Source organism: Pseudomonas sp. Irchel 3H7, assembly GCF_900187605.1.
GTDB lineage: Bacteria > Pseudomonadota > Gammaproteobacteria > Pseudomonadales > Pseudomonadaceae > Aquipseudomonas.
The window spans coordinates 94199-119293 of the sequence record NZ_FYEA01000007.1 but is presented as its reverse complement, the minus strand read 5'-3'; the positions used below and the strand labels follow the sequence as shown (position 1 = coordinate 119293).

Here is a 25095-nt window from a genome sequence, read left to right as displayed (position 1 = left end):
AAATTCACGATAATGAGTGTTTTGAAACTTTATCACACCTTTACTGTGCTGCGCAGGGTGACGTTTTTATGCAAACAGTTTTTCAGGTTTATTTGAAATACTGTTTTTTAGTCCTGCTACCCCGTCACTGACCAATGTCTCTTCGAACTTTCCCGCCATGAAGTCAATTTGATATACATAAGGTACTGGTTTAAAGAACATTTCCCGATTCAACAACTTGGCCAGGGTAAACGTCGAGGTCAGGGTTGTAGCTAATAAACAGGCAGAGCTTAGAGAGGCAACTTTACGTTCCTCGAAATCAAGCTTCGGATCTTCCAGATAGGCACGGTGCAAATGCAGCGGGTCGAGGCCCATACCGAAATTGATCAGTTTCTCCGTCTCAGTCATATCGGGCGTCAACGCAAAATATTCTTCGAATGACATCGAATCCGGATGGAAGTGATGCAACGTTCCGCCAAAGCCTATAGGGCAGGAAACGACCGCCGGGATACCCAGTTCCCGCGCCTTTTGGTACATCTGAATTCGCGGCTCAATCACGAAGTAGTCCATGGCGTCGCATAACATGTCCACACCGGTCAAAAAGTCATCGACTGTTTCAGCGCTCACCCCGTTGTACTGTTCAATGCGCAAGGCCGGATTGATCGACAACAGACGCTCACGCAGGACATCGGCCTTCTTCAGTCCGACTGTATGAGTCGTTGCGCCAAATTGGCGGTTGAAGTTCTCTGGTCCGAAGGTGTCGAAATCAGCAATTTTGATTCCGCCAACGCCCATGCGTACCAGTGTCTCCGCGTGGGTATATCCGACACCGCCGCATCCTGGAACTGCAATTGTCTTGCTGGCTAACAGTGCCAGTTCTTCCTGGCTGATCAAGCCGATCATTCGACTGTAAATGACTTCGCGGGAATATTCATTTTGCATATAACGCTCCTTGTATTTATTTGGCGACGTAGTGAAAACCAACGATTGAGAAACCGTGTCGGGTCCAGAAAGACTGCGCCATCGAATTGCTAACGAATGTATCAAGGCAGACCTGTTCACACTGGTAATGATCGGCCAAGGCTCTTACGTAGCTGAGCAGTTGTGCCCCCACTCCACGAGATCGGTTTCCCGGCTTGATGATGAAATGATCGATATATAAATATTTGCCGCAGTAAATCCGGGTATTCAGCCAATAGCCGGTCAGGCCCACCAACTCGGTTCCTGCGAATACCCCGACACACTGCCAATTCAACTTGGCGACAGTTTCCAATCGTTCTAACAGCAGGTCTTTATTCAAATCCGGATAAAAAGTCGACAGCAACGCCAGCGTCATGGGCAATTCATAATTCTGCATAACCCTGATCGTCACTGCCGTCTCCATACGTTCAGCCTTGTGCATGCAACCCCCTCACCCAGACACGTTTAAAAGACTGGACGAGAACGGTCAGTGGAACTCGATAACCAGCAGATCGCGATAACCGCTGTCAGCTCCATTACAGATCTGAATGGCTGTCGTATCGTGAAAAACCGTGTCATCCCTGAACAACAGTGCCTGACAAGGCTTCTCCAGCGTGCCCACATAAATAGGCTGCTGGTGCATGATATCGACCAGGGTCGTTTCGCCTCCGACTACACCACTTCTGTCGGCCATGAACAGGCAACTGAATTTCACCCCATCCCGATGTTTGCCTTCGGGTACCGGCAATCCCGTCATGTCTGGAGTGGCGAGGATACGATTGAAATAGGTGTTGATCTTCCAGCCTTGGACATCTTCGATTTCACTGAAGGTGTTGGCGAGTTTCAGTAGAAGCTTCTTCAGCACTTCATTGTCGGCCATCTCCGCAGTGACGGGGGCGAAGTGCCGGTCGATGCCACCGTTCAGCGGATTGAAATACTCCGGTTGGGAATACGGTACATGGGGCTGCTGCTCCAGGCGATTGCCGTTCGCATACCACTTGAATTTACCGAAACGGCGATAGCGGTACATGCCTCCATCGTTCATGTAACGATCAAGTTCGAGGTTTTCCCAATAACCCTGAAATTGCGCCCACTCGGGCATCTCGGAAAAATCCACACCCAGCAGTTCAGCGGAGTGCCCTGCAACAAATCGGCTGTTGTTGAGTGCCCAGACAGTCTGTGGCTCAGTATTGGCAAGATTGCTTTTCATAAGAGTTCTCTAAGTATCACGTCAACAGCGCTTTGTTGTTTTTCATAGCCAGTTCGATGCTTTTGTAATAGTCGACGGCTACGTTGTATCGGATCAGGCAGCCGATACACATTTCTTCAATGGCTTCAGGGCATGACTTCGCCAATGGCATCAGCACGCGATAGAGAAGTTGCTTGCCGTGATTGGCATCAATCTTTATATGCATGTCGTGGTAATAGATGACGTCTTCGGGCATGTGCAGACGACGCATGGCCTTGACTGTTCGGGAGAACCGGTAGGGCGCAGTGTGTTCAAGAATCGCCAGTGCGCCCAGTAGACGAGGGTGATACTGGCGCCGTAGTGCGTACATCAGCAGCAGATTGCCGTTCTTCAGGGCCTCCGCCGGCGCTTGTTGAACGCGGGCCTGGGGGCCGATGAGTTCGTGCAGTGTTGCTGCGGATTTACGGAACAGCACGGTATGCATTTCGGATAGCGTACCCAGGCCCATTTCGTCCCAGTAGTTTTCCGCAAGCGCCAACTTCATATCGCCTGTCATGCCCAATTGTGCCAGGGCGATGACGTCATCGAAGCGACCGTCGACCTGCTCTTCCATGGCGATGTAAAAGCTCAGTTCTTCAAGCGTCGACTCTTCAGCCAGCCAAGTGAAAAACGCTGAAACCTCATCGCGATGAGTCGAATGCAGGCGGGTGTACCACTTCAAAAACTCGGCAGCGTTCTTTGGCAACCGGGTTTTATCGAGACGACTTTCTTCGTAGGCGTTCCATTCATCTTCCAGTCTATGGGTGCGCGTATATTCGTGGTGAATCGGCGCCATTTTGTAAGCGCTTGGTTCGGCCAGTTCACGAAGATAAAACGAGTTGAGCGCGGTCTGTTCCGATAGCGAGTTTATGGTCGACGGCGGCGTGGTCGTCTGATCCGTGGAACGATCTTGTAGAGTCATTTCAGTTCCTTTGCTTTACCAGGGGCGAGCAGTCGCCAGACGCGAGCACGTGCCACGCCCCGTCGGAGTTAGCGTTCAGTCTTGCAACAGGCGCTGCGCGGGTCAGCTTTTGCGCATTGAGCGGAGCAGTCCCAAGTAAAAACTTTTATAGGAGACTTCCAGGTAACGGCAGTTTTCATGAATTTTTTCGTGCAGGTCGTGCAGACGGTCAATAGGCAATCCGGGCATCAGATGATGCTCAACGTGGTAGTTATTGCCGTTGGTGAACCAGTTCATGAATGCGTTGCTTTTGATGGTTCTGGTGTTTTCGTAGGGGTCTGTCGAATCCGTTGCGCAACGGAAATGCTCTGGCATCTCAATCAGGGCGTGTACCGGAGCCGCGACAAACATGAGCGGAATAATCCACAGATAGACGATGATTTCATAACCGAACTGAAAGGAGACCAAACCCAATAACGCAATCATCAATACCATCGAAAGATGATCTCGCTTGATCCGTTTGGAAACGTTGCTGGAAACGTTTTGGTACTGCGAGCTAAACGCAATGAACACATTTTTGAAAAAACGTGGGTAGTGCGAAACCATCAAAAGTCTGGTTAATAGCGCGCTGATGGAACGAAGGGATAACTCACCATATTGATCACCGTAATCAAAGAACTCCCGATTTTCCGGAGTGCCCAGGTAACGATGGTGGTGCATATGGCTGGCTTTGTAATCAGCAAATGAAACCAACATTGGCAGACCGAGCAGTATGCCGAACAGCTCGTTAAGCTTTTTATTCCGGAATCCCTGTGAGTGCAGGACTTGATGTTGAAGTTCCACGCCATGGGCGAACATTGATCCAAGAAGAATGACGCCTATGGCGATTTCCCATGGATGACCACTCAGTGCCAGACAACCACCGGTTACAATCAGCGCTAAGTAGATTGCAAATTTCAGTGCAAACGTTACATCGCTGGACCTGCTCTGAATATCGGCCAATGCCAATCGATTGGCATTAGTAAATGTAGTTCTCTGCACAACTCACTCCGTCGAACTGAACAAGAATTTCGCTGATATTTTCTAATCGTTAGGCAAGCTATCGAGTTGATTTTTAATCATTCCATTATGTGTACCTTTTACAGGCTCTGGTGTTAACTAATACCTCCGGTTTGAATGTTTAATTGTTCAGCTCGGGTGCTTCTGAAATACATCAAGTTTGATGAATGGCAATAACGCCAAGCAATCGCGCGCAGTACAACTGTGAGGGATCTAACGGTTGTGCCTGCAGTATCGATTCTCAATAGATTCCGCTTCGAAGTAAAAAAGATATTGTTGATCACCCATAAGGAAAACGGATGTTTGATTACAAATTGCTTTCTGCTCTCTCTGCGGTCATTGAACAGGGAGGCTTCGAACGAGCAGCCCAGGTTCTTGGTCTGTCCCAACCCGCAGTGTCACAGCGAATCAAGCTATTGGAGGCCAGGGTCGGCCGTCCGGTGTTAGTGCGCGTGACGCCACCGGTGCCAACCGAGATAGGGCGGCGGCTGCTTTATCATGTTCAGCAGGTGCGGTTACTTGAGCGCGATCTTCAGAGTCACGTGCCTTCTCTGGATGAAGACGGGTCCCCGGAACGCCTGCGTGTCGCCCTGAACGCTGACAGCCTGGCGACATGGTGGGCGCGATCAGTGGGCGATTTTTGCGCCGAGCAGAATTTGTTGCTGGATCTGGTCGTCGAGGATCAAGCGGTCAGTCTCAGGCGTATGCGTGCTGGTGAGGTGGCGGCCTGTGTGTGTGCCACTGAACGGCCAATGGCGGGGGCGCGCAGTCTGTTGCTCGGTGCCATGCGCTACCGCGCAGTGGCGAGTCCGGAGTTTATCGCCCGACATTTTCCGAACGGTATCAATGCCCAGTTGATTGCCCGCACGCCGGCGCTGGTGTTTGGCCCCGACGATTTTCTGCAGCACCGTTATCTCGCAGCCTTGGGCGTGCTCGGAAGTTTCGAGCACCATTTCTGTCCGTCATCAGAAGGATTTATACGACTGACAGAGGCCGGATTGGGTTGGGGTCTGGTTCCGGAGTTGCAGATTCTCGATCATCTGCAGCGTGGCTTGCTGGTCGAGTTGATACCCGACAAGCCAACCGATGTGCCGTTGTACTGGCACCATTGGCGCAATAGTGGCGAGTTGTTGGGCAAGCTGACCGAACATCTCGCGCAATCATCAAAACGATGGTTGGTGCCGCTGGATTCCCTGGCAAACATTCCTCGCCATATCGCTTCCATTCATCAGCCACGTTTCCCGATGCCCACTGAGCACGACAGTCATTCCTGTCTGACGATGAGCAGCAAAGTATAAGAACGTTGTGTTGAACTGAAACAGGACTGTCAGGTGGGGATAACGCGCCCCCTGACAGTTTCGGCTCAGCCGTTCAGGTGACGGCCGCCACACTTTCCAACCGATAGCCGTAGCCATAAATTGTCAGCAGTTGCCAGCCACGATCCGCCGTCAGTCCGAGCTTGTTGCGCAGGCGATAGATATGCGTGTCCAACGGTCGCGACGAAGCCATTTCCTCATGGGGCCAGAACCGTTCATACAGGTAGTCCCGCGACAATGGCCGTCCGAGGTTGCTGAACAGGCAACGCGCGAGACGGTATTCCCGTTCGGTCATGACGATCGGCTTGCCCTCGCGGGTGACCGTCAGTTCCGCATCGTCAAACGCCAAGTCATTGAAACTCAGCACTTCGGCAGCGGCTGGACGCTGTTGACTGTGCCGGCGCAATACCGCCGCCACGCGTGCTTTCAGTTCATTGGGACGGAACGGTTTACTCACGTAATCGTCGGCGCCTGCGTTCAAGGCCTGGACGATATCGCTTTCGCCATCGCGACTGGTCAGCATGATCGCTGCCGGTGGCGCCTCCATGTGCTCGCGGGTCCAGCGCAGCAGGGCCAGACCCGTGAGATCGGGTAACTGCCAATCGAGGATCAGCAGGTCGAAGGTTTCCCGGCGTAGCTGTCGCAGCAGGTCTTCACCACGCTCGAAGCTGTGCAGCGACCACGGCTGCTCGCCAGCGTCGGCCATTTGCTGCAGGGTTTGCTCGACCCGACGCAGTTCGGCGGGTTCGTCGTCCAATATCGCAACGCGCATACGCGATGATTCCTTGATGCTTGGGCAGTTGGCCGACAACCATAGTCGCTCCGCCATTGCTGGGAAAGTAAGCGGCCCGCCATTGGTCGACGTCCGCTATGATTCTTCGGGTCTACGTCTCAGACCTGTGGCCCATGAAACCATTCACATCGCCCTGCCCTGTTTCCCTATGAACAACAATCGTCGGCGTGAAAGCCGAGAGCCGAGCCAAGTGCAGCGACTGTTTCGACAGCTGGTGCGCGAGTGGTTGTGGATAAGTCTAGTGCTGTTGCCGCTGACTGCGCTGTTGTCGTATCGCGCGCAGGTCAATCTGCACGATGCAACGCCTGTTACGGGAGCGTTGTTATCGGTAGGGCTGGTGGCTTGTGTGCTGGGGTTGCTGTTGTGGCGACCGCGATGGGCACTTTGGCTAACGCTGATCGGCATGGCGTGTGTGTTGTTGATCAGTGCCGGGCTAGCGGAAATGCGCCACTGGTGGTCGCCGACACCGGCGGTGCTGGGTATGTTGTTCGGCTATTTGATCTGGAACTGGCGGCGTCTGAGTGTGGTGCTGACGTATTTCGGCTGGGAGCTGGCGCGGCTGGACAGCGAGCCGAAAGTGTTCCCCGAACGTCGTCGTACGCAATTTACCGGGACTGATCGCTTGCAGGGCCAGATCATGGCGCTTGAACAGGCCATGAGTCGCACCCGAGATACCCGTCGCTTTATTGCCGACGGTCTGGAGTACTTGCCCGTCGCCACACTGATCAGCGATCCCAGAGGCCAGATCCTGTTGGGCAATCGCAAGGCTCGTCAGCTATTCGATCACAATCTGGTGGGGGACGACGTCCTCGATCAACTGGCCAGCCTCGGTTATCCGGAGTTGTCCACAGAGCCGCGCCCGTCGCTGTCGGCCATGCCGTTGTTGGAGTTTCGCGATCACAAGGAACGCAGCCTGCGCCTGGAGCGTGCCGCACTGCTGCCGGTGGACGGAGACACGCCAATCGGTTGGCTGCTGAGCCTTACCGATCTCAGCGCCGAACGTGCTGCCGAGGAACAACGTGGAGTATTACTGCGCTTTCTTTCCCATGATCTGCGTGCCCCGCATTCGGCCATCCTCGCCCTGCTCGATGTTCATCGCCATCAGGCCCAGGTGGATTCGCCGTTGTTCGACCAGATCGAGCGCCAGGTGCGTCGCGCGCTGGATCTGACCGATGGTTTCGTCTTGCTGGCGCGGGCCGAGTCCGAGGCCTATCAGTTCCAGCCGAGCCTGTTCGCGATGTTGGTGCTGGACGTGCTGGATCAGGCTTTGCCCATCGCCCAGCAGAAACGTATCGAACTGCTGCACGACATGGATGAGCAATCCCAGGAGCGCCTGATCATGGCTGACCAGGGACTACTGACGCGTGCGCTGTTCAACTTGCTGGAAAACGCGATCAAGTACAGCCCGGCAGACACCACGATTGAACTACGAGTCAGTTGCCACGGAGAGTGGCTATGTTGCGAACTGACCGATCAAGGCAAAGGCATCGCCGAACAAGAGTTGCCTGATCTGTTCAGTCAGTACCGACGCTTTTCCTCGGCCCAGGGCATCGACGGCGTGGGCCTCGGCCTGTCGATGGTCAAAGCGGTGGTCGATCACCATGGCGGCAGAATCGAATGCCGCAGCATGGTCGATCAAGGCACCACGTTCCTGCTTGAGTTACCGTTGATCCCCGAATGATCAGGCACAAAAAACCGGCTATATCAGCCGGTTTTTTTACTTCCGAAAAAAACTTATGCACCTTTTACGGTGTTTTATGAGCTTGAGAAATATATAAGTAAATCAATCACTTAATTTCAATATTCAAGCGTTTTCAACAAAACCGTACACAGGTTATCCACAAAATCTCAGACAGCGATCTGATCGCTTGTCGCCGGTGCCTGCGGGGTGGGTGGCAGCGAACCCATTTCCCGCTGAGTCTTCTCGTTCCAGGCTTGCACCCGGTCGTTCAGCTCGGCGATGGCGCGAGGGCCAGTACCTTCGGCGTACATCGGCTCGCCGATGACTACAGTGATCACGCCAGACTTCTTGCCCCAACCGATTTTCGGCCAGAACTTGCCGGCATTGTGTGCAATCGGCAGGACCGGAAGCGCCGCATTCACCGCCAAAGCGCTACCACTGCGGGAGAATTTGCCGACAGTGCCGTAAGGAACACGCGTACCTTCCGGGAAGATCAGCACCCAAACGTTGTCCTTGAGCAGTTCATCACCTTTGGCGGCGACCTGTTTCAAAGCAGCTTTCGGGTTGTCGCGATCAATCGCGATCGGCCGCAACATGGCCATGGCCCAGCCGAAGAATGGCACGTAAAGCAATTCGCGTTTGAGCACTTGGCTCAATGGCGAAAAATAGGCGGAGAGAAAGAACGTCTCCCAGGTGCTCTGATGGTTCGACTGAATCACGCAGGGCCGGTCAGGCACGTTTTCCGCACCTTTGATTTCGTAACGAATACCGAGGAACACCTTGGTCAACCACAAGGCGCAACGGCACCAGTACACGTTGATAAAACGATAGCGCGCCTTGAACGGCAGAAACGGCGCGATAAAAAAACTCAAGCTGCACCACAGCAGGGAGGTGGTGCCCAGCAGCAGGTAAAAGAGAAAAATCCTGATGGCCCGCAGTATCGACATAGTGACGTTTACCGTTACGGGGCAATGCCCGAGTGTTCAAGCGCACTCCCGATCAATCCCTGGTCAGGAAATTCAGAAGTACTCTAGTTGTGGATAAGTTCTGCGGCAATCGCCGCCAGATCGTCAAAAATCAGAGTGCCAACCGGCAGGGTTTTGCCCTGAGTCTTTGCGCCTTTTCCGGTCTTTACCAAAACTGGCTGTGAATCGACGGCTTTGGCGGCCTCCAGGTCACCAAGGCTGTCGCCGACGAACCAGACATTGTTCAGTTCGACGTTGTAATGCGCCGCGATGGTTTTCAACATCCCCGGTTTCGGCTTGCGGCAATCGCAGCCTTCGTCCGGCCCATGCGGGCAATACACGATCAGCCCGACTTCACCGCCCTGCTCCGCGACCAGTTCGCGCAAGCGCGCGTGCATGGCATCCAGGGTGGCGAGGTCGTAATAGCCGCGCGCAATGCCCGACTGGTTGGTGGCCACTGCCACCGTCCAGCCGGCCTTGCTCAACTGCGCAATCGCTTCGATCGAGCCGGGCAACGGAATCCACTCCGCCACTGACTTGATGTAAGCGTCGGAGTCGTAATTGATTACTCCGTCCCGATCGAGAATCAGCAGTTTCAACAGCAATCCCTCAACCCAGCAGCGAAATGTCGGCAACACCGAGGAACAGACCACGCAAACGCGCCAACAGCGCGTAACGGTTGGCCCGCACATTGGCGTCGTCGGCATTGACCATCACCGCGTCGAAGAACGCATCGACCGGCTCACGCAATGCCGCCAGGCGTGCCAGCGATTCGTTGTACTGACGGGCAGCGGCCATTGGCTGTACAGCCTGATCCGCTTGCTGGATCGCCGAGTACAGCGAGAACTCGTTGGCGTTGTCGAAGTACTTGGCTTGCACCTCGGTCGGTACCGCGCCTTCGAGTTTGCTCAACAGGTTCGATACACGCTTGTTCACCGCCGCCAGCGCTGCCGCTTCCGGCAGTTTGCGGAAGGCTTGCACCGCTTGCACACGTTGGTCGAAGTCCAGCGCCGAACCCGGCTTCAGGGCACGTACCGACAGGTAAGTGGCTACTTCGACGCCTTCATCTTCGTAACGCGCACGCAGACGGTCGAAGATGAATTCCAGCACGGCTTCGTTGAGACCGGCTGCCTTCACCTTGGCACCGAACGCGGCCACGGCGAAGGCCACGGCGTCGTTCAGATCCAGGTCGAGTTTCTTCTCGATCAGGATACGCAGCACACCGAGTGCCGCACGGCGCAGGGCATACGGGTCTTTGCTACCGGTGGGGAGCATGCCGATACCGAAGATACCGACCAGGGTGTCGAGCTTGTCGGCGATGGCAACGGCTGCACCGGTCAGGGTCGCTGGCAGTTCTGCACCGGCACCGCGTGGCATGTACTGCTCGTTGAGCGCCAGCGCGACGTCTTCCGGCTCGCCGTCATTGAGGGCGTAGTAGTAACCGGCGACACCTTGCATCTCCGGGAACTCGCCGACCATTTCGGTGGCCAGGTCGCACTTCGACAGCAGGCCCGCACGAGCAGCCCACGAGGCGTTGCCGCCAATGCGTGCGGCGATGTACGCAGCCAGTTTCGATACGCGCTCGGCCTTGTCGTAGACGCTGCCGAGTTTTTCCTGGAACACCACGTTCTTCAGGCGATCATTGAAGGCTTCGAGTTTCTGCTTCTTGTCTTGCTTGAAGAAGAACTCGGCGTCGGTCAGACGTGGGCGAACCACTTTCTCGTTACCGGCGATGATCTGCTGAGGGTCTTTGCTTTCGATGTTGGCCACAGTAATGAAACGTGGCAGCAACTTGCCGTCGGCATCCAGCAGGCAGAAGTACTTCTGGTTGTCCTGCATGGTGGTGATCAGCGCTTCTTGCGGCACGTCGAGGAAACGTTCCTCGAATGAGCACACCAGCGGCACCGGCCATTCAACCAGCGCGGTCACTTCGTCGAGCAGCGCTGGCGGAACGATTGCCGTGCCTTCCTGACGGGTGGCCAGCTCTTCGGTGCGCTTGCTGATGATCTCGCGACGTTCGTTGGCATCGGCCAGCACGTAAGCGGCACGCAGGTCGGCGAGGTAGCTCGACGGCGAACCGATGCGCACGCTTTGCGGGTGATGGAAACGGTGACCACGGGAATCACGGCCAGCCTTTTGCGCGAGGATGGTGCAGTCGATGACCTGGTCACCGAGCAGCATCACCAGCCATTGGGTCGGACGCACGAACTCTTCCTTGCGCGCACCCCAACGCATGCGTTTCGGGATTGGCAGGTCGTTCAGCGAATCTTCGACGATGGTCGGCAGCAGGCTTGCGGTCGGCTTGCCGGCGATGCTCTGGCTGTAGCGCAGTTTCGGGCCGCTCTGATCGATTTCGCTCAGATCGACGCCGCACTTCTTGGCAAAACCCAAGGCTGCTTGCGTTGGATTGCCTTCAGCGTCGAACGCCGCCTGACGTGGCGGGCCATCGAGGTTGATGCTGCGATCCGGTTGCTGAGTCGCCAGCGCGGTGATCAGCACAGCCAGACGACGCGGCGCGGCGTAGACGGTTTTAGTCTCGTAGCTCAGGCCAGCGGCTTGCAGGCCCTTGTCGATACCGGCGAGGAACGCTTCAGCCAAGGTGTTCAGGGCTTTCGGTGGCAGTTCTTCGGTGCCCAGTTCAACCAGAAAATCTTGCGCACTCATTGTGCTGCCTCCAGCTTGGCCAGTACTTCGTCACGCAGGTCCGGGGTCGCCATCGGGAAGCCCAGCTTGGCGCGTGCCAGCAGGTAGGCTTGCGCAACGGAACGCGCCAGGGTGCGTACGCGCAGAATGTATTGCTGACGCGCGGTCACCGAGATCGCCCGGCGCGCATCCAGCAGGTTGAAGGTGTGCGAGGCCTTCAGGACCATTTCGTAGCTCGGCAACGGCAGCGGCTGGTCGAGTTCGATCAGGCGCTTGGCTTCGCTTTCATAGAAGTCGAACAGTTCGAACAGTTTGTCGACGTTGGCGTGCTCGAAGTTGTAAGTGGACTGCTCCACTTCGTTCTGGTGGAACACGTCGCCGTAGGTGACTTTGCCCATCGGGCCGTCAGCCCAGACCAGGTCGTAGACCGAATCCACGCCTTGCAGGTACATGGCCAGACGCTCGAGACCGTAGGTGATCTCGCCGGTCACCGGGTAGCACTCGATGCCGCCCGCCTGCTGGAAGTAAGTGAACTGCGTCACTTCCATGCCGTTGAGCCAGACTTCCCAGCCCAGACCCCAGGCGCCGAGGGTCGGCGATTCCCAGTTGTCTTCGACGAAGCGAATGTCGTGGACCAGCGGGTCCAGGCCGACATGCTTGAGCGAGCCCAGGTACAGTTCCTGGAAGTTGTCCGGGTTCGGTTTCAGGACGACCTGGAACTGATAGTAGTGCTGCAGACGGTTCGGGTTTTCACCGTAACGGCCGTCAGTCGGACGGCGGCTTGGCTGCACGTAAGCGGCGTTCCAGGTTTCCGGGCCGATGGCGCGGAGGAAGGTCGCGGTGTGGAAAGTGCCGGCGCCTACTTCCATATCGTAGGGCTGAAGTACCACGCAACCTTGCTCGGCCCAGTATTGCTGGAGCGCGAGGATCAAGTCTTGGAAGGTACGCACGGCTGGCGTAGGCTGGCTCACGAAATTCACCTGTTTCTTGGGCTGCGATTTAAAGAGCGGGAGTATACCCGATTCATTGCTGCGCACGCCCCCTGGAGCCTTATGCCACGCTGCTTTTGGTGTACCGAAGATCCGCTGTACATGGCTTATCACGACCAGGAGTGGGGCACGCCGCTACGCGATGCGCAGGGTTTGTTCGAGTTGCTTTTGCTCGAAGGGTTCCAGGCCGGGCTGTCGTGGATCACCGTGTTGCGCAAACGCGAGCGTTATCGCGAGGTGTTGTTCGGCTTTGACGTACAGCGCGTGGCGCAGATGAGCGACGCCGAAATCGACGAATTGATGCTCGATCCGGGGATCATCCGCAACCGCCTCAAACTCAACGCCGCTCGCCGTAATGCCCAGGCCTGGCTGGCGCTGGAGGATCCGGTGGGGTTCCTCTGGTCGTTTGTTAACGACCAACCGATCATCAATCATTTCAAGGATCGCAGCGAAGTCCCGGCGATCACCCCCGAAGCGCTGGCGATGAGCAAAGCCTTGAAAAAGGCCGGGTTCACGTTCGTCGGCCCGACCATTTGCTACGCATTGATGCAAGCCTCGGGCATGGTCATGGATCACACTCAGGATTGCGACCGCTACGCGCAGCTCGCCAACGGCGGTTAGAATGGCCGCCTCGCGCACCGCACAAGATCAGGAGTGACCTGTGGAAAAGTTTAAAGGCGCCTTGCTGGTAGGCGCTCTGCGGCTGTTTGCCCTGCTGCCATGGCGGGCCGTGCAGGCCGTGGGTTCGGCGATCGGCTGGATCATGTGGAAAACCCCCAACCGCTCCCGCGACGTGGTGCGGATCAACCTAGCGAAATGTTTTCCACAGATGGATCCGGCCGAACGTGAGCGTCTGGTCGGGCAGAGCCTGAAAGACATCGGCAAGTCGCTGACCGAAAGCGCCTGCGCGTGGATCTGGCCAGCGCAGCGCTCGATCGACCTGGTGCGCGAAGTCGAAGGCCTCGACGTGCTGAAAGACGCTCTGGCCTCGGGCAAAGGCGTAGTCGGCATCACCAGCCACCTTGGTAACTGGGAAGTGCTCAATCACTTCTATTGCAGCCAGTGCAAGCCGATCATTTTCTACCGTCCGCCGAAGCTCAAGGCTGTGGATGAATTGCTGCGCAAACAGCGCGTGCAACTGGGCAACAAAGTCGCCGCGTCGACCAAGGAAGGCATCCTCAGCGTCATCAAGGAAGTGCGCAAAGGTGGTGCAGTGGGCATTCCCGCTGACCCGGAACCGGCCGAATCCGCCGGGATCTTCGTGCCGTTCTTCGCCACGCAAGCGCTGACCAGCAAATTCGTGCCGAACATGTTGGCCGGTGGCAAAGCCGTCGGCGTGTTCCTGCATGCGTTGCGCCTGCCCGATGGATCTGGCTACAAAGTGATCCTCGAAGCCGCGCCAGAAGCCATGTACAGCACCGATACCGCCGAATCCTGCGCAGCGATGAGCAAGGTGGTTGAGCGTTATGTCGCGGCGTATCCGAGCCAGTATATGTGGAGTATGAAGCGCTTCAAGAAACGCCCGCCGGGCGAAGAGCGCTGGTATTGAGCTGATTGGCATGATCTGTGGATAACTTCTCTGGTGAGGTTATCCACAACCGTTCATCAAAGGGCGCAACAAGATGTCCGAACACCGCAAATCTTTCCGCATCAAGATTACCCACGACAGCTTTGGCGAATGCCTCGGGCAGACGCGCAATCTGTCGCCCACCGGGGTGTTTGTGCAGCATCCGGTTTTGGCTTCTTTGCCCAAAGGTGCAGTGGTTTACGGCCAGGTGCAGGGGTTACCCACAGGCGCGCCGCGGGTGCGTATGGAAGTGGTGACGGTAGATGCCGACGGTATCGGACTTCGCTACCTTTGATTTACTGCGCCTGACGATCCAGTTTCTTCAGAAACACCGTCATTTCCTTTTCGGCCTGCTTGTCGCCATGGGCGCGGGCCGCTTCCAGACCTTGTTCCCACGCTTGCCGCGCGGCGGCGTGATCGCCCAGCGCCAGATGCGCCTTGCCTAACAGTTTCCACGCTGCTGAATACTTCGGATCGAAACCGACACAGCGCTGGAAATGCTCCGCGGCCTTGGCGTTTTCCCCAAGATCCAGATGACCCTTGCCCAAGCCGAAGCGAAGCAGGGAGTTATCCACACCCTTGGCGAGCATTTTTTCCAGGGATTCGAGCATCGGTGGGTTCCTTTTCTAGCGCGTCAGAAAGATCTGCGATACCGCCATCGCTGGCAAGCCAGCTCCCACAAGGATCTCGGGTGCACATCACATTTGTGAACAACCGAAAAACCCTGTGGGAGCTGGCTTGCCAGCGATGGGGCCAATGAAGGCACCGCTCATTCAGGATCAGAAGAAGCTCAACCCCACATGAAACAGCTTCTCCACATCGCGAATATGCTTTTTATCCACAAGGAATAGAATCACATGGTCGCCCGCTTCGATCACCGTGTCGTCGTGGGCAATGATCACTTGTTCATTGCGGATCACCGCACCAATCGTAGTGCCGGGCGGCAGGCCGATCTTCTCGATCGGTTTGCCGATGACCTTGCTCGACTTCGCATCACCGTGAGCAATCGCCTCGATCGCTTCTGCGGCACCGCGACGCAATGAATGCACGCTGACGATATCGCCACGACGCACGTGGGCCAGCAGCGTGCCGATGGTCGCCAGCTGCGGGCTGATGGCGATGTCGATGTCGCCGCCCTGGATCAGATCAACGTAGGCCGGGTTGTTGATGATCGTCATGACCTTTTTCGCCCCCAGCCGTTTGGCCAGCAGCGACGACATGATGTTGGCTTCGTCATCGTTGGTCAGCGCGAGAAAAATGTCGGCGTCGGCGATGTTCTCTTCCAGCAGCAAATCACGGTCAGAAGCGCTGCCCTGCAACACCACGGTGCTGTCGAGGGTGTCGGAGAGATAACGGCAACGCGCCGGGCTCATCTCGATGATTTTCACCTGATACCGGCTTTCGATGGCCTCGGCCAGACGCTCGCCGATCTGCCCGCCACCGGCAATGACAATGCGTTTGTAGGTTTCGTCGAGGCGGCGCATTTCGCTCATCACCGCACGAATATTCTCACGGGCAGCGATGAAGAAGACTTCGTCATCGGCCTCGATCACCGTATCGCCCTGCGGCAGAATCGGTCGGTCACGGCGGAAAATCGCTGCCACGCGCGTCTCGACATTCGGCATGTGTTCGCGCAACTGCCGTAGTTGCTGACCTACCAGCGGGCCGCCGTAATAGGCGCGCACCGCCACCAATTGCGCAGCGCCTTCGGCGAAATCGATCACCTGCAACGCGCCGGGATGCTGGATCAGGCGCTTGATGTAGTTGGTCACCACTTGCTCGGGGCTGATCAACACGTCGACCGGAATCGCTTCGTTCTGGAACAGCTGTTCCTCGCGATTGAGGTAAGACGCTTCGCGCACCCGGGCGATTTTGGTCGGGGTGTGGAACAGGGTGTGGGCCACCTGGCAGGCGACCATGTTGGTCTCGTCGCTGTTGGTCACCGCCACCAGCATGTCGGCGTCGTCGGCACCGGCCTGACGCAGCACCGACGGCAGCGAGCCACGGCCCTGCACGGTGCGGATGTCGAGGCGGTCGCCGAGGTCGCGCAGGCGTTCGCCGTCGGTGTCGACCACCGTAATGTCGTTGGCTTCACTGGCCAAATGCTCGGCCAGCGAACCGCCGACCTGTCCCGCACCGAGGATGATGATTTTCATCCAGTCACTCCGTTGAATCCGTTTAGCCGCGCGCGGCAGCGATCTTGATCAGCTTGGCGTAGTAGAACCCGTCATGCCCGCCCTGCTGGGCCAGCAATTGGCGACCATGGGGCTGTTTGATTCCGGCCGGGGTGGCCAGATCGAGTTCGCGGGCACCCGGGGTGCGCTCGAGGAACGCGGCGATGACTTCGGTGTTCTCGGTCGGCAGGGTCGAGCAGGTGGCGTAGAGCAGGATGCCGCCGACTTCGAGGGTTTTCCACATCGCATCGAGCAGCTCGCCTTGCAGTTGTGCGAGGGCAACGATGTCGTCCGGCTGACGGGTCAGCTTGATGTCCGGATGGCGGCGGATCACGCCGGTGGCCGAGCATGGTGCGTCGAGCAGAATGCGCTGGAACGGTTTGCCGTCCCACCATTTCTCGGTGTCGCGACCGTCGGCGGCGATCAGTTCGGCATTCAGACCAAGGCGTTCAAGGTTTTCCTTAACCCGCACCAGTCGTTTGGCTTCCAGATCCACCGCGACTACGCCGGCCAGCGCCGGTTCGGCTTCGAGGATGTGGCAGGTCTTGCCGCCGGGAGCGCAGCAAGCGTCGAGCACGCGTTGGCCCGGCGCCAGATCAAGCAGGTCGGCAGCCAGTTGCGCGGCCTCGTCCTGCACGCTGATCCAGCCTTCGGCGAAACCCGGCAGGCTGCGCACGTCGGCAGCGGCTTCGAGAATGATGCCGTCGCGGCTGTAAACGCATGGCGTCGCAGCAATGCCCGCCTCGGTCAGCAGACCAAGGTAGGCGTCGCGGCTGTGATGGCGGCGGTTGACCCGCAGAATCATCGGCGGATGCGCATTGTTCGCTTCGCAAATGGCTTCCCACTGCTCAGGCCAGAAGGCCTTGAGGGATTTTTGCAGCCAGCGCGGGTGAGCAGTGCGCACCACCGGATCACGTTCCAGTTCGGCGAAAATTGTTTCGCTTTCGCGCTGGGCGTTGCGCAACACGGCGTTGAGCAGGCCTTTGGCCCACGGCTTTTTCAACTTGTCGGCGCAACCGACGGTTTCGCCGATGGCGGCGTGGGCCGGCACGCGGGTGTAGAGCAATTGGTAGAGACCGACCAGCAGCAGCGCTTCGACATCGGCGTCGGCGGCCTTGAACGGTTTCTGCAGCAGTTTTTCCGCCAGCGCCGACAGGCGTGGCTGCCATCGCGCAGTGCCGAACGCCAGATCCTGAGTGAAACCGCGATCGCGATCCTCGACTTTGTCCAGTTGCGTGGGCAGGGAGCTGTTCAGCGAGGCTTTGCCGCTGAGCACGGCGGCGAGTGCCTTGGCGGCGGCCAGACGCGGGTTCATTGCGCGTCCACCGCTGCGCCGAGTACGGTGCCGAGAGCAAATTTCTCACGGCGGCTGTTGAACAGGTCGCTGAAGTTCAGTGCCTTGCCGCCAGGCAATTGCAGACGGGTCAGGCACAGCGCTTGTTCGCCGCAAGCGACGACCAGGCCGTCCTTGCTGGCGCTGAGGATTTCACCCGGCGCGCCATTGCCCTCGGCAAGCGTCGCCGCCAGCACTTTCAGTGCTTCACCGTTAAGGGTGCTGTGGGTGATCGGCCATGGGTTGAAGGCGCGCACCAGTCGCTCCAGCTCAACCGCCGGGCGGCTCCAGTCGATGCGTGCTTCGTCCTTGTTGAGCTTGTGCGCGTAGGTGGCGAGCTCGTCGTTTTGCACTTCGCCTTCCAGCGTGCCAGCAGCCAGACCGGCAATCGCTTGCACCACGGCCGGCGGACCCATCTCGGCGAGACGATCATGCAAGGAGCCGCCAGTGTCTTCACCGGTGATCGGCGTGACGACCTTGAGCAACATCGGCCCGGTGTCGAGGCCGGCCTCCATGCGCATTACGGTAACGCCGCTCTCGGCATCACCGTGTTCGACTGCGCGTTGAATCGGCGCCGCACCGCGCCAGCGTGGCAGCAACGAGGCATGACTGTTGATGCAACCCAGACGCGGAACATCCAGCACCACTTGCGGCAGGATCAGGCCATAGGCGACCACCACCAGCAAGTCCGGTTTCAGCGCGGCCAGTTCAGCCTGTGCATCGGCGTTGCGCAAAGTCGGCGGCTGCAACACCTGGATATTATTTTCCAGGGCGAGCTGCTTGACCGGGCTCGGCATCAGTTTTTGCCCGCGACCGGCCGGGCGATCCGGTTGGGTGTAGACCGCAACGATCTCGTAGGGGCTGTTCAGCAGGGCCTTGAGGTGTTCGGCGGCGAATTCCGGGGTGCCGGCAAAAACGATGCGCAGTGGCTCAGTCATGAAGGGCGTCTCATAAAAAGAAAAAGGCTTGCCGCAGCAAGCCTTTGAAGGAGGGGCATCAAGCGTTCTGGCGGTGCTGCTTTTCCAGTTTCTTCTTGATCCGGTCGCGTTTGAGCGTGGACAGGTAATCGACGAACAATTTGCCGTTGAGGTGGTCGCATTCGTGCTGAATGCACACCGCGAGCAGGCCTTCGGCGATCAGCTCATAAGGCTTGCCGTCGCGGTCCAGCGCCTTGATCCTGACCTTTTGCGGGCGGTCGACGTTTTCGTAAAAACCCGGTACCGACAGGCAGCCTTCCTGGTATTGGTCCATTTCTTCGGTCAGCGATTCGAACTCGGGGTTGATGAACACCCGCGGTTCGGTGCGGTCTTCGGAAAGGTCCATCACGACGATACGTTTGTGCACGTTGACCTGGGTCGCGGCAAGGCCGATGCCCGGCGCTTCATACATTGTTTCAAACATGTCATCGACCAACTGACGCACTTCGTCGTCCACTACAGCCACAGGCTTGGCGATAGTGCGCAGACGCGGGTCCGGGAATTCGAGGATGTTTAAAATGGCCATAGGCTTTGATTGCTGCACACGTTGAGTAAAGTCGGGCGATGGCCTGGCAGGTCCGAAGATGCAGGCTACCGTTGTGAAGCGTAGCTTGTGCATTTTGCACAAGCGAGCCACGGGGGCTCTGACGGTTCACGCGAATGCACATGATAAAGGGATTCACTGCATGAGGAAAACACTACTCGCCCTGCTGCTGTTGGCTTCGGCCGGCGTGGTGCAAGGGCAAGTGCAACTCAGGGATGGTTTTCCACAGCAATACACGGTGGTTTCGGGGGACACACTCTGGGACATATCCGGCAAATACCTGCGCGAGCCCTGGCAGTGGCCACAACTGTGGCGGGCCAATCCGCAAATTGAAAACCCCAACCTGATCTATCCCGGCGACACGCTGACCCTCAGTTATGTCGACGGTCAGCCGCGTCTGACCGTCAATCGCGGCGAGTCGCGCGGCACCATCAAGCTCTCGCCACGGATCCGTACCAGCCCGGTGGCCGAGGCGATTCCGAGCATTCCGCTGAAATCCATCAACAGCTTTCTGCTGAGCAATCGCATCGTCGACAAGGCCGAGGACTTCGACAAGGCGCCGTACATCGTCGCCGGCGATGCCGAACGCGTGCTCAGCGGTACCGGTGACCGCATCTTCGCTCGCGGCCATTTCGACCCCGATCAACCGGTCTACGGCATCTTCCGTCAGGGCAAGGTCTACACCGATCCGCAGACCAAGGAGTTCCTCGGGATCAATGCCGACGACATCGGTGGCGGTGAGATTGTCGCGACCGAAGGCGACGTCGCCACTCTCGCCCTGCAACGCACCACTCAGGAAGTACGCCTCGGCGATCGTTTGTTCAGCGGCGAAGAGCGCTCGATCAACTCGACCTTCATGCCCAGCGCACCAACGACCAACATCAACGGAGTGATCATCGATGTGCCGCGCGGTGTTACCCAGATTGGCGTGATGGACGTAGTCACGTTGAACAAGGGCAAGCGCGACGGTCTGGCCGAAGGCAACGTGCTGGTGGTGATGAAAACCGGCGAAACCGTGCGTGATCGCATCACCGGTCAGCCGCTGAAAATTCCCGATGAGCGCGCCGGTTTGCTGATGGTGTTCCGCACCTACGACAAACTCAGCTATGGCCTCGTGCTCAACGCATCGCGCTCGCTGGCGGTGCTCGACAGGGTGCGAAATCCGTAAGCTTGCTTCACAAGTTACCAACAGAGTTATCCACAGCTTGTTCCGAATGGTTCGGGACTTATAACGATCAAGGATGATCCATGATGCTGTCTGTCTGCACGCCGGTTTCGCCAGCGGAACTGGAAGCGCGTCTGCGCCTGCACCGCTTGCCGGACATCGGTCCGAAGCGGTTTGCCAAATTGCTCGAAGCTTTCGGCTCGGCGTCCAAAGCCATCAGCGCGCCAGCGAGTGCCTGGCGCTCGCTGGGAATGCCGGCGGCCTGCGCCGAAGCGCGACGCTGTCCTGAGGTGCGCGATGGCGCGAGCCATGCAATGCGCTGGCTAGAGCGGTCGGATCATCATTTGCTGATGTGGGATCAGGCGGATTATCCGGCGCTGCTGGCACAGATTCCGGATCCACCGCCGTTGCTGTTTGTCGCCGGGGATCCACTGATTCTGGAAAAACCGCAACTGGCAATGGTGGGTAGCCGACGCGCTTCGCGTCCGGGAATGGACACGGCAGCGGCGTTTTCCCGCAGCCTCGCCGGGGCCGGTTTTGTCATCACCAGCGGTCTGGCACTGGGCATTGATGCCGCTGCGCATCAGGCGGCACTGGATGTCGGTGGCTTGACCGTCGGTGTGTTGGGTACCGGGCTGGAAAATTTTTATCCACAGCGCAATCGGCGCCTGGCTGACGCGATGATCGCGTCCGGCAGCGCAGTGCTTTCGGAGTTCCCGCTGGATGCCGGGCCGACGGCGAGCAACTTCCCGCGTCGTAACCGGATCATCAGCGGATTGTCTCTGGGAGTGCTGGTGGTCGAGGCCAGCGTTGCCAGCGGTTCATTGATCACTGCGCGGCTGGCAGCCGAACAGGGGCGCGAGGTGTATGCGATTCCCGGCTCGATTCATCACCCAGGCGCGCGCGGTTGTCACCAATTGATTCGCGACGGCGCGGTGTTGGTGGAAACCATCGAGCACATCCTCGAAGCCCTGCGTGGCTGGCAGCATTTGCCATTGTCCGCAGACACCGCGAAAGTCGATCATCCATTGCTCATATTGCTGCACGCCGCGCCGCACACCAGCGAAGGTTTGGCCGACAGCAGCGGCTGGGCGTTACCGAAAGTGCTGGCGGCACTCACCGAACTGGAAATGGACGGCCGCGCGGTATGCGAAAACGGTCGCTGGTTGGCCAGGACAAGCTAGGTTTTACAAGGAAGATCGGTAAACTGCGCGAAACCTGATTGCGGAGAGTTTTTTCATGGTCAACAGTTGGCGTGTGCAACAAGCCGCACGAGAGATTCGCGCCGGGGCGGTGATTGCCTATCCAACCGAAGCCGTCTGGGGGCTGGGTTGCGACCCATGGAACGAAGAGGCCGTGGATCGGTTGCTGGCGATCAAGAATCGATCGGTGGTCAAAGGGCTGATTCTGGTTGCCGACAATATTCGCCAGTTCGATTTTCTGTTCGAAGACTTCCCGCCAGAGTGGATTGACCGCATGGCCAGCACCTGGCCGGGGCCGAACACTTGGCTGGTGCCGCATCAAGGTTTGTTGCCCGAATGGGTGACCGGTATGCACGACACCGTGGCGCTACGGGTCAGTGATCACCCGCAGGTGCGCGATCTGTGCTCGATGGTCGGGCCGTTGATTTCGACCTCTGCCAACCCACAGGGGCGCCCGGCAGCGCGCACTCGCTTGCGGGTTGAGCAATATTTCCGTGGGCAGATCGATCTGATACTGGGCGGGCAACTGGGTGGGCGCAAGAACCCCAGCGTGATTCGTGATCTGGCGACCGGCAAAGTCATCCGTCCCGACTGATCCAGCCTCTAACATTAGTAACGTGAGTACTCCTCGCCTTGACGGCGAGGAGTACTACGCGTGCCTGCGATTTATCCTGCAATGATGCTTGTTGTTGCGTCGGAAAAATCATCAACTATCTGAATTAACTGAATTTTCCCACCTGATTATCAGACCGCGTTTCGTGGCGGTATCGCCAAAAGCAACCATCCTTTCCCTGCACTCGAAACACTTCGATAAGTTAAGGTCTGCGGAGAAAGAATGGACACTACGGATTTGCAACTCACGGAATACTTGCAGACGCTTCAGGTGACGTTAAACAGTCATCAGGAGGGATGCCGGATCGTGATGCTTGAAGCGGGGTCGGATACCCAAGTGTTCGATCGGTTTATCGAACGGCAATTTCGGCTTCGGCTGCAGCATTACATGCTGACGTCCAGGGCGCGGATGCTCGAAACCCGACTGGCGACACGGCCGCGAAGTACCCACTTTCTGTTGTATCGGCACGATCAGTTGCTGGCGGTATTGAGGGCCACTCCGGCGCCGTTCGAGTGGGCATCACTGGCGCAGCAGCATGTTTCGCCCACGGTGGCGTTGTCACGCCATGTCGAACTCAGTCGCTTGATCTCGTACGCGCCCAGCGAACAGCCTATTGCCGTCGACAGTCTGATGGCGGCCGCTGCCGAGTGGGCCATAAAACAGGGCTATCAAGGTGTCACTGCGTTGTGCAGGGCATCGCAGCTGCGCCTGTACCAGCGTTTCGGTCTGATGCCGGTTGCCTCCAATCCCATGCATATCGAACAGCGCGCACGCGGGGATTACTGGGTGCTGTCAGCCGAGTGGCGGCAAATCCTCGCAGCGTTGCAACAGCCTGATTCCGCGACTGTCGGTCATCGGACGCCAAGACCGTCGGCGGCTCATCCACAGAAGTACTGAACACGCTCGAAGCGTCCTGCCAGTCATGGATCTGAAACCCTGACTGGCAGGACGCCGGGAGGTATCAAGGCAGCAGGACGGTGGAACCGGTGGTGCGGCGTGCCGACAGTTCGGTTTGCGCCTTCGCCGCATCAGCCAGTGGATAACGCTGGCTGATGTCCACCTTCAACTTGCCGCTGATGATCATCTCGAACAATTCATCGGCCATCCGCTGCAGGTTTTCGGCATTGTTGGCATAAGTTGCCAGTGTCGGCCGGGTTACGTAGAGCGAGCCTTTGGCGGCAAGAATGCCCAGATTGACCCCGTCCACCGCGCCGGAAGCATTACCGAAGCTTACGACCAGACCGCGCGGCGACACACTGTCGAGAGAGGTCAGCCAGGTGTCCTTGCCGACGCCGTCATAGACCACCGGGACTTTCTTGCCATCGGTCAACTCCAGCACGCGTTGCGCAACGTTTTCGTGGCTGTAATCGATGGTCGCCCAGGCGCCATTGGCCTTGGCCAGCTCGGCCTTCTCTTTGGAGCTGACGGTGCCGATCAGCTTCACGCCCAAGGCCTTGGCCCATTGGCAGGCGAGCGAACCGACACCCCCTGCCGCAGCGTGGAACAGAATGGTTTCACCACCCTTGAGCTCATAAGTCTGACGCAACAGATACTGCACGGTCAGGCCTTTGAGCATGACCCCGGCAGCCGTTTCGAAGCTGATTTCGTCGGGCAGGTGCACCAGATTGTCCTGGGGCAGCACATGCAATTCGCTGTAGGCCCCCAACGGGCCGCTGCCGTAGGCCACGCGATCACCGACCTTGAAGCGGGTGACGTCGCTGCCCACGGCCTCGACGATGCCCGCACCTTCAGCGCCCAGGCCGGACGGCAAGGCTGGCGGCGCATACAGGCCGCTACGGAAATAGGTATCGATGAAGTTCAGGCCGATGGCCTTGTTGGCAACGCGTACCTGATTCGGGCCGGGGGTGGCGGGTTGATAGTCAACATATTCGAGCACTTCGGGGCCGCCGTGGGCGCGGAACTGGATACGCTTTGCCATTTGCCTGCTCTCCTTGGGTCTTTTGTGAGCCCCCTATCCAACTCCCATGCTTGATCTTCGTCAACTGCGGCGGGTCGTTGTGCGGTGGTATGCTACGCGCCCATTTGCGTCGCCCGCCTGCGGGGCGCCGCCCGATTCAAGGTGAAGCCATGACGACCCGCACCGACGCCGTAAAGGCCTATCTGCTCGACCTGCAAGACCGCATCTGCGCGGCTCTCGAAACCGAGGACGGCGGCACGCGCTTCGTCGAAGACGCCTGGACCCGGCCCGCCGGCGGTGGCGGTCGCACCCGCGTGATCGAGAACGGTACGGTGATCGAAAAGGGCGGCGTCAACTTCTCCCACGTCTTTGGCAGCGGCCTGCCGCCTTCAGCCAGCGCCCATCGCCCGGAATTGGCCGGTCGCGGTTTCGAAGCGCTTGGCGTGTCGCTGGTGATCCACCCGCACAACCCGCATGTGCCGACTTCCCACGCCAACGTGCGTTTTTTCATTGCCGAGAAGGAAGGTGAAGAGCCGGTCTGGTGGTTCGGCGGCGGCTTCGACCTGACCCCGTATTACGGCAACGAAGAAGACTGCATCCACTGGCACCGCGTCGCCGAGCAGGCTTGCGTGCCGTTCGGGGCGGATGTCTACCCGCGCTATAAAGCCTGGTGCGACACCTACTTCCACATCAAGCATCGCCACGAACCGCGCGGCATCGGCGGTCTGTTCTTCGATGACCTGAACGAGTGGGACTTCGACACCAGCTTCGCCTTCATGCGCGCCATCGGCGACGCTTACATCGACGCCTATCTGCCGATCATGCAGCGCCGTAAAAACGATGCTTTCACCGCGCAGCAGCGTGAATTCCAGGAATTCCGCCGTGGCCGTTACGTCGAGTTCAACCTGGTGTACGACCGTGGCACGCTGTTCGGCCTGCAATCGGGCGGGCGAACCGAATCGATCCTGATGTCGCTGCCGCCGCAAGTGCGCTGGGGCTATGACTGGAAGGCTGCACCTGGCAGCGAAGAAGCGCGCCTGACCGAGTACTTCCTGCAAGACCGCGACTGGTTAGGCGAAGCCTGAGGA

The 25095-nt window shown here is 58.1% G+C and carries 26 protein-coding genes; 10 read left to right on the top strand and 16 right to left on the bottom strand.

Annotated features, from left to right (window positions below; translation table 11 throughout):
* Positions 1-66: 66 nt before the first annotated feature.
* The 5 genes from CKW38_RS14900 to CKW38_RS14880 all read right to left on the bottom strand — a co-directional run bounded on the left by CKW38_RS14900 (position 67) and on the right by CKW38_RS14880 (position 4109).
* Positions 67-921 (bottom strand): ThiF family adenylyltransferase, encoded by an 855-nt coding sequence (locus CKW38_RS14900; protein WP_007949984.1) that lies wholly within the window; start codon positions 919-921, stop codon positions 67-69.
* 16 nt (positions 922-937) lie between these two features.
* Positions 938-1381: a GNAT family N-acetyltransferase gene (locus tag CKW38_RS14895; RefSeq protein WP_007949985.1), complete on the bottom strand. Its 444-nt coding sequence runs from the start codon at positions 1379-1381 to the stop codon at positions 938-940.
* 45 nt (positions 1382-1426) lie between these two features.
* Positions 1427-2149: a 2OG-Fe dioxygenase family protein gene (locus CKW38_RS14890; protein WP_007911880.1), complete on the bottom strand. Its 723-nt coding sequence runs from the start codon at positions 2147-2149 to the stop codon at positions 1427-1429.
* 16 nt (positions 2150-2165) lie between these two features.
* Complete coding sequence (locus CKW38_RS14885) at positions 2166-3089, bottom strand: iron-containing redox enzyme family protein (protein WP_095113131.1); 924 nt, start codon at positions 3087-3089, stop codon at positions 2166-2168.
* A gap of 102 nt (positions 3090-3191) precedes the next feature.
* The gene (locus tag CKW38_RS14880; protein WP_095113130.1) at positions 3192-4109 is read right to left on the bottom strand and encodes a fatty acid desaturase; all 918 of its coding nucleotides are present in this window, start codon (positions 4107-4109) and stop codon (positions 3192-3194) included.
* Between the two features lie 317 nt (positions 4110-4426).
* Here CKW38_RS14880 and CKW38_RS14875 point away from each other — a divergent pair, with 317 nt between their 5' ends.
* Positions 4427-5425, top strand: a complete 999-nt coding sequence (locus CKW38_RS14875; RefSeq protein WP_007911875.1) for a LysR family transcriptional regulator ArgP — start codon at positions 4427-4429, stop codon at positions 5423-5425.
* Between the two features lie 73 nt (positions 5426-5498).
* Here the strand turns inward: CKW38_RS14875 and CKW38_RS14870 are convergent, their stop codons facing one another.
* The gene (locus tag CKW38_RS14870; protein ID WP_007911873.1) at positions 5499-6215 is read right to left on the bottom strand and encodes a response regulator transcription factor; all 717 of its coding nucleotides are present in this window, start codon (positions 6213-6215) and stop codon (positions 5499-5501) included.
* A 169-nt stretch (positions 6216-6384) separates the two neighbouring features.
* Between CKW38_RS14870 and CKW38_RS14865 the strand changes: the two genes are divergently transcribed.
* Positions 6385-7917: a HAMP domain-containing sensor histidine kinase gene (locus CKW38_RS14865; protein WP_095113129.1), complete on the top strand. Its 1533-nt coding sequence runs from the start codon at positions 6385-6387 to the stop codon at positions 7915-7917.
* A gap of 167 nt (positions 7918-8084) precedes the next feature.
* Here the strand turns inward: CKW38_RS14865 and CKW38_RS14860 are convergent, their stop codons facing one another.
* The 4 genes from CKW38_RS14860 to glyQ form a co-directional block, all read right to left on the bottom strand.
* On the bottom strand, positions 8085-8864 hold the full coding sequence (locus tag CKW38_RS14860) for a 1-acyl-sn-glycerol-3-phosphate acyltransferase (protein WP_095113128.1): 780 nt from the start codon (positions 8862-8864) through the stop codon (positions 8085-8087).
* Positions 8865-8947: 83 nt separating this feature from the next.
* The gene (gene gmhB / locus CKW38_RS14855; RefSeq protein WP_176472334.1) at positions 8948-9487 is read right to left on the bottom strand and encodes a D-glycero-beta-D-manno-heptose 1,7-bisphosphate 7-phosphatase; all 540 of its coding nucleotides are present in this window, start codon (positions 9485-9487) and stop codon (positions 8948-8950) included.
* A gap of 4 nt (positions 9488-9491) precedes the next feature.
* On the bottom strand, positions 9492-11546 hold the full coding sequence (gene glyS, locus CKW38_RS14850; RefSeq protein ID WP_095113127.1) for a glycine--tRNA ligase subunit beta: 2055 nt from the start codon (positions 11544-11546) through the stop codon (positions 9492-9494).
* Positions 11543-12496, bottom strand: a complete 954-nt coding sequence (gene glyQ, locus CKW38_RS14845; RefSeq protein WP_025112261.1) for a glycine--tRNA ligase subunit alpha — start codon at positions 12494-12496, stop codon at positions 11543-11545. Before glyQ ends, glyS begins: the two co-directional genes overlap by 4 nt.
* Before the next feature lie 81 nt (positions 12497-12577).
* Between glyQ and CKW38_RS14840 the strand changes: the two genes are divergently transcribed.
* From CKW38_RS14840 to CKW38_RS14830, 3 genes are all read left to right on the top strand, one after another.
* Positions 12578-13135 carry a DNA-3-methyladenine glycosylase I gene (locus CKW38_RS14840; protein ID WP_095113126.1) on the top strand — a complete coding sequence of 186 codons (558 nt, stop codon included), beginning with the start codon at positions 12578-12580 and terminating at the stop codon, positions 13133-13135.
* Positions 13136-13175: 40 nt separating this feature from the next.
* Positions 13176-14063 (top strand): lysophospholipid acyltransferase, encoded by an 888-nt coding sequence (locus tag CKW38_RS14835; protein WP_008084359.1) that lies wholly within the window; start codon positions 13176-13178, stop codon positions 14061-14063.
* Between the two features lie 73 nt (positions 14064-14136).
* Positions 14137-14376 carry a PilZ domain-containing protein gene (locus tag CKW38_RS14830; RefSeq protein ID WP_007911864.1) on the top strand — a complete coding sequence of 80 codons (240 nt, stop codon included), beginning with the start codon at positions 14137-14139 and terminating at the stop codon, positions 14374-14376.
* Position 14377: 1 nt separating this feature from the next.
* Here the strand turns inward: CKW38_RS14830 and CKW38_RS14825 are convergent, their stop codons facing one another.
* From CKW38_RS14825 to def, 5 genes are all read right to left on the bottom strand, one after another.
* Positions 14378-14692 (bottom strand): tetratricopeptide repeat protein, encoded by a 315-nt coding sequence (locus CKW38_RS14825; RefSeq protein ID WP_095113125.1) that lies wholly within the window; start codon positions 14690-14692, stop codon positions 14378-14380.
* A gap of 168 nt (positions 14693-14860) precedes the next feature.
* Positions 14861-16237, bottom strand: coding sequence for a Trk system potassium transporter TrkA (gene trkA / locus CKW38_RS14820; protein ID WP_007911861.1), 1377 nt, complete (start codon positions 16235-16237; stop codon positions 14861-14863).
* Positions 16238-16259: 22 nt separating this feature from the next.
* Positions 16260-17570 carry a 16S rRNA (cytosine(967)-C(5))-methyltransferase RsmB gene (rsmB, locus tag CKW38_RS14815; RefSeq protein ID WP_095113124.1) on the bottom strand — a complete coding sequence of 437 codons (1311 nt, stop codon included), beginning with the start codon at positions 17568-17570 and terminating at the stop codon, positions 16260-16262.
* Complete coding sequence (gene fmt, locus CKW38_RS14810) at positions 17567-18526, bottom strand: methionyl-tRNA formyltransferase (RefSeq protein WP_095113123.1); 960 nt, start codon at positions 18524-18526, stop codon at positions 17567-17569. Before fmt ends, rsmB begins: the two co-directional genes overlap by 4 nt.
* Before the next feature lie 58 nt (positions 18527-18584).
* The gene (gene def / locus CKW38_RS14805) at positions 18585-19091 is read right to left on the bottom strand and encodes a peptide deformylase (protein ID WP_007911858.1); all 507 of its coding nucleotides are present in this window, start codon (positions 19089-19091) and stop codon (positions 18585-18587) included.
* 160 nt (positions 19092-19251) lie between these two features.
* Between def and CKW38_RS14800 the strand changes: the two genes are divergently transcribed.
* The 4 genes from CKW38_RS14800 to CKW38_RS14785 all read left to right on the top strand — a co-directional run bounded on the left by CKW38_RS14800 (position 19252) and on the right by CKW38_RS14785 (position 22986).
* On the top strand, positions 19252-20277 hold the full coding sequence (locus tag CKW38_RS14800; RefSeq protein ID WP_095113122.1) for a LysM peptidoglycan-binding domain-containing protein: 1026 nt from the start codon (positions 19252-19254) through the stop codon (positions 20275-20277).
* 80 nt (positions 20278-20357) lie between these two features.
* Positions 20358-21458 (top strand): DNA-processing protein DprA, encoded by a 1101-nt coding sequence (dprA, locus tag CKW38_RS14795; protein WP_007911856.1) that lies wholly within the window; start codon positions 20358-20360, stop codon positions 21456-21458.
* Positions 21459-21513: 55 nt separating this feature from the next.
* Complete coding sequence (locus CKW38_RS14790) at positions 21514-22071, top strand: L-threonylcarbamoyladenylate synthase (protein ID WP_007911854.1); 558 nt, start codon at positions 21514-21516, stop codon at positions 22069-22071.
* Positions 22072-22311: 240 nt separating this feature from the next.
* Positions 22312-22986 carry a hypothetical protein gene (locus tag CKW38_RS14785; protein ID WP_007911853.1) on the top strand — a complete coding sequence of 225 codons (675 nt, stop codon included), beginning with the start codon at positions 22312-22314 and terminating at the stop codon, positions 22984-22986.
* Positions 22987-23050: 64 nt separating this feature from the next.
* Here CKW38_RS14785 and CKW38_RS14780 read toward each other — a convergent pair whose 3' ends face one another.
* Complete coding sequence (locus tag CKW38_RS14780) at positions 23051-24028, bottom strand: quinone oxidoreductase (protein ID WP_007911852.1); 978 nt, start codon at positions 24026-24028, stop codon at positions 23051-23053.
* Positions 24029-24177: 149 nt separating this feature from the next.
* Here CKW38_RS14780 and hemF point away from each other — a divergent pair, with 149 nt between their 5' ends.
* Complete coding sequence (gene hemF, locus CKW38_RS14775; RefSeq protein WP_095113121.1) at positions 24178-25092, top strand: oxygen-dependent coproporphyrinogen oxidase; 915 nt, start codon at positions 24178-24180, stop codon at positions 25090-25092.
* The last annotated feature ends 3 nt before the right edge of the window (positions 25093-25095 follow it).

Coding starts and splice junctions, on each gene's coding strand:
- trkA (WP_007911861.1), bottom strand. CDS start 16,237: ATGAAAATCATCATCCTCGGTGCGGGACAGGTCGGCGGTTCGCTGGCC.
- CKW38_RS14800 (WP_095113122.1), top strand. CDS start 19,252: ATGAGGAAAACACTACTCGCCCTGCTGCTGTTGGCTTCGGCCGGCGTG.
- CKW38_RS14780 (WP_007911852.1), bottom strand. CDS start 24,028: ATGGCAAAGCGTATCCAGTTCCGCGCCCACGGCGGCCCCGAAGTGCTC.
- CKW38_RS14825 (WP_095113125.1), bottom strand. CDS start 14,692: ATGCTCGAATCCCTGGAAAAAATGCTCGCCAAGGGTGTGGATAACTCC.
- rsmB (WP_095113124.1), bottom strand. CDS start 17,570: ATGAACCCGCGTCTGGCCGCCGCCAAGGCACTCGCCGCCGTGCTCAGC.
- CKW38_RS14895 (WP_007949985.1), bottom strand. CDS start 1,381: ATGCACAAGGCTGAACGTATGGAGACGGCAGTGACGATCAGGGTTATG.
- CKW38_RS14875 (WP_007911875.1), top strand. CDS start 4,427: ATGTTTGATTACAAATTGCTTTCTGCTCTCTCTGCGGTCATTGAACAG.
- CKW38_RS14785 (WP_007911853.1), top strand. CDS start 22,312: ATGGACACTACGGATTTGCAACTCACGGAATACTTGCAGACGCTTCAG.
- CKW38_RS14885 (WP_095113131.1), bottom strand. CDS start 3,089: ATGACTCTACAAGATCGTTCCACGGATCAGACGACCACGCCGCCGTCG.
- def (WP_007911858.1), bottom strand. CDS start 19,091: ATGGCCATTTTAAACATCCTCGAATTCCCGGACCCGCGTCTGCGCACT.
- CKW38_RS14790 (WP_007911854.1), top strand. CDS start 21,514: ATGGTCAACAGTTGGCGTGTGCAACAAGCCGCACGAGAGATTCGCGCC.
- CKW38_RS14860 (WP_095113128.1), bottom strand. CDS start 8,864: ATGTCGATACTGCGGGCCATCAGGATTTTTCTCTTTTACCTGCTGCTG.
- CKW38_RS14840 (WP_095113126.1), top strand. CDS start 12,578: ATGCCACGCTGCTTTTGGTGTACCGAAGATCCGCTGTACATGGCTTAT.
- dprA (WP_007911856.1), top strand. CDS start 20,358: ATGATGCTGTCTGTCTGCACGCCGGTTTCGCCAGCGGAACTGGAAGCG.
- glyS (WP_095113127.1), bottom strand. CDS start 11,546: ATGAGTGCGCAAGATTTTCTGGTTGAACTGGGCACCGAAGAACTGCCA.
- CKW38_RS14865 (WP_095113129.1), top strand. CDS start 6,385: ATGAACAACAATCGTCGGCGTGAAAGCCGAGAGCCGAGCCAAGTGCAG.
- CKW38_RS14870 (WP_007911873.1), bottom strand. CDS start 6,215: ATGCGCGTTGCGATATTGGACGACGAACCCGCCGAACTGCGTCGGGTC.
- fmt (WP_095113123.1), bottom strand. CDS start 18,526: ATGACTGAGCCACTGCGCATCGTTTTTGCCGGCACCCCGGAATTCGCC.
- hemF (WP_095113121.1), top strand. CDS start 24,178: ATGACGACCCGCACCGACGCCGTAAAGGCCTATCTGCTCGACCTGCAA.
- CKW38_RS14890 (WP_007911880.1), bottom strand. CDS start 2,149: ATGAAAAGCAATCTTGCCAATACTGAGCCACAGACTGTCTGGGCACTC.
- CKW38_RS14900 (WP_007949984.1), bottom strand. CDS start 921: ATGCAAAATGAATATTCCCGCGAAGTCATTTACAGTCGAATGATCGGC.
- CKW38_RS14830 (WP_007911864.1), top strand. CDS start 14,137: ATGTCCGAACACCGCAAATCTTTCCGCATCAAGATTACCCACGACAGC.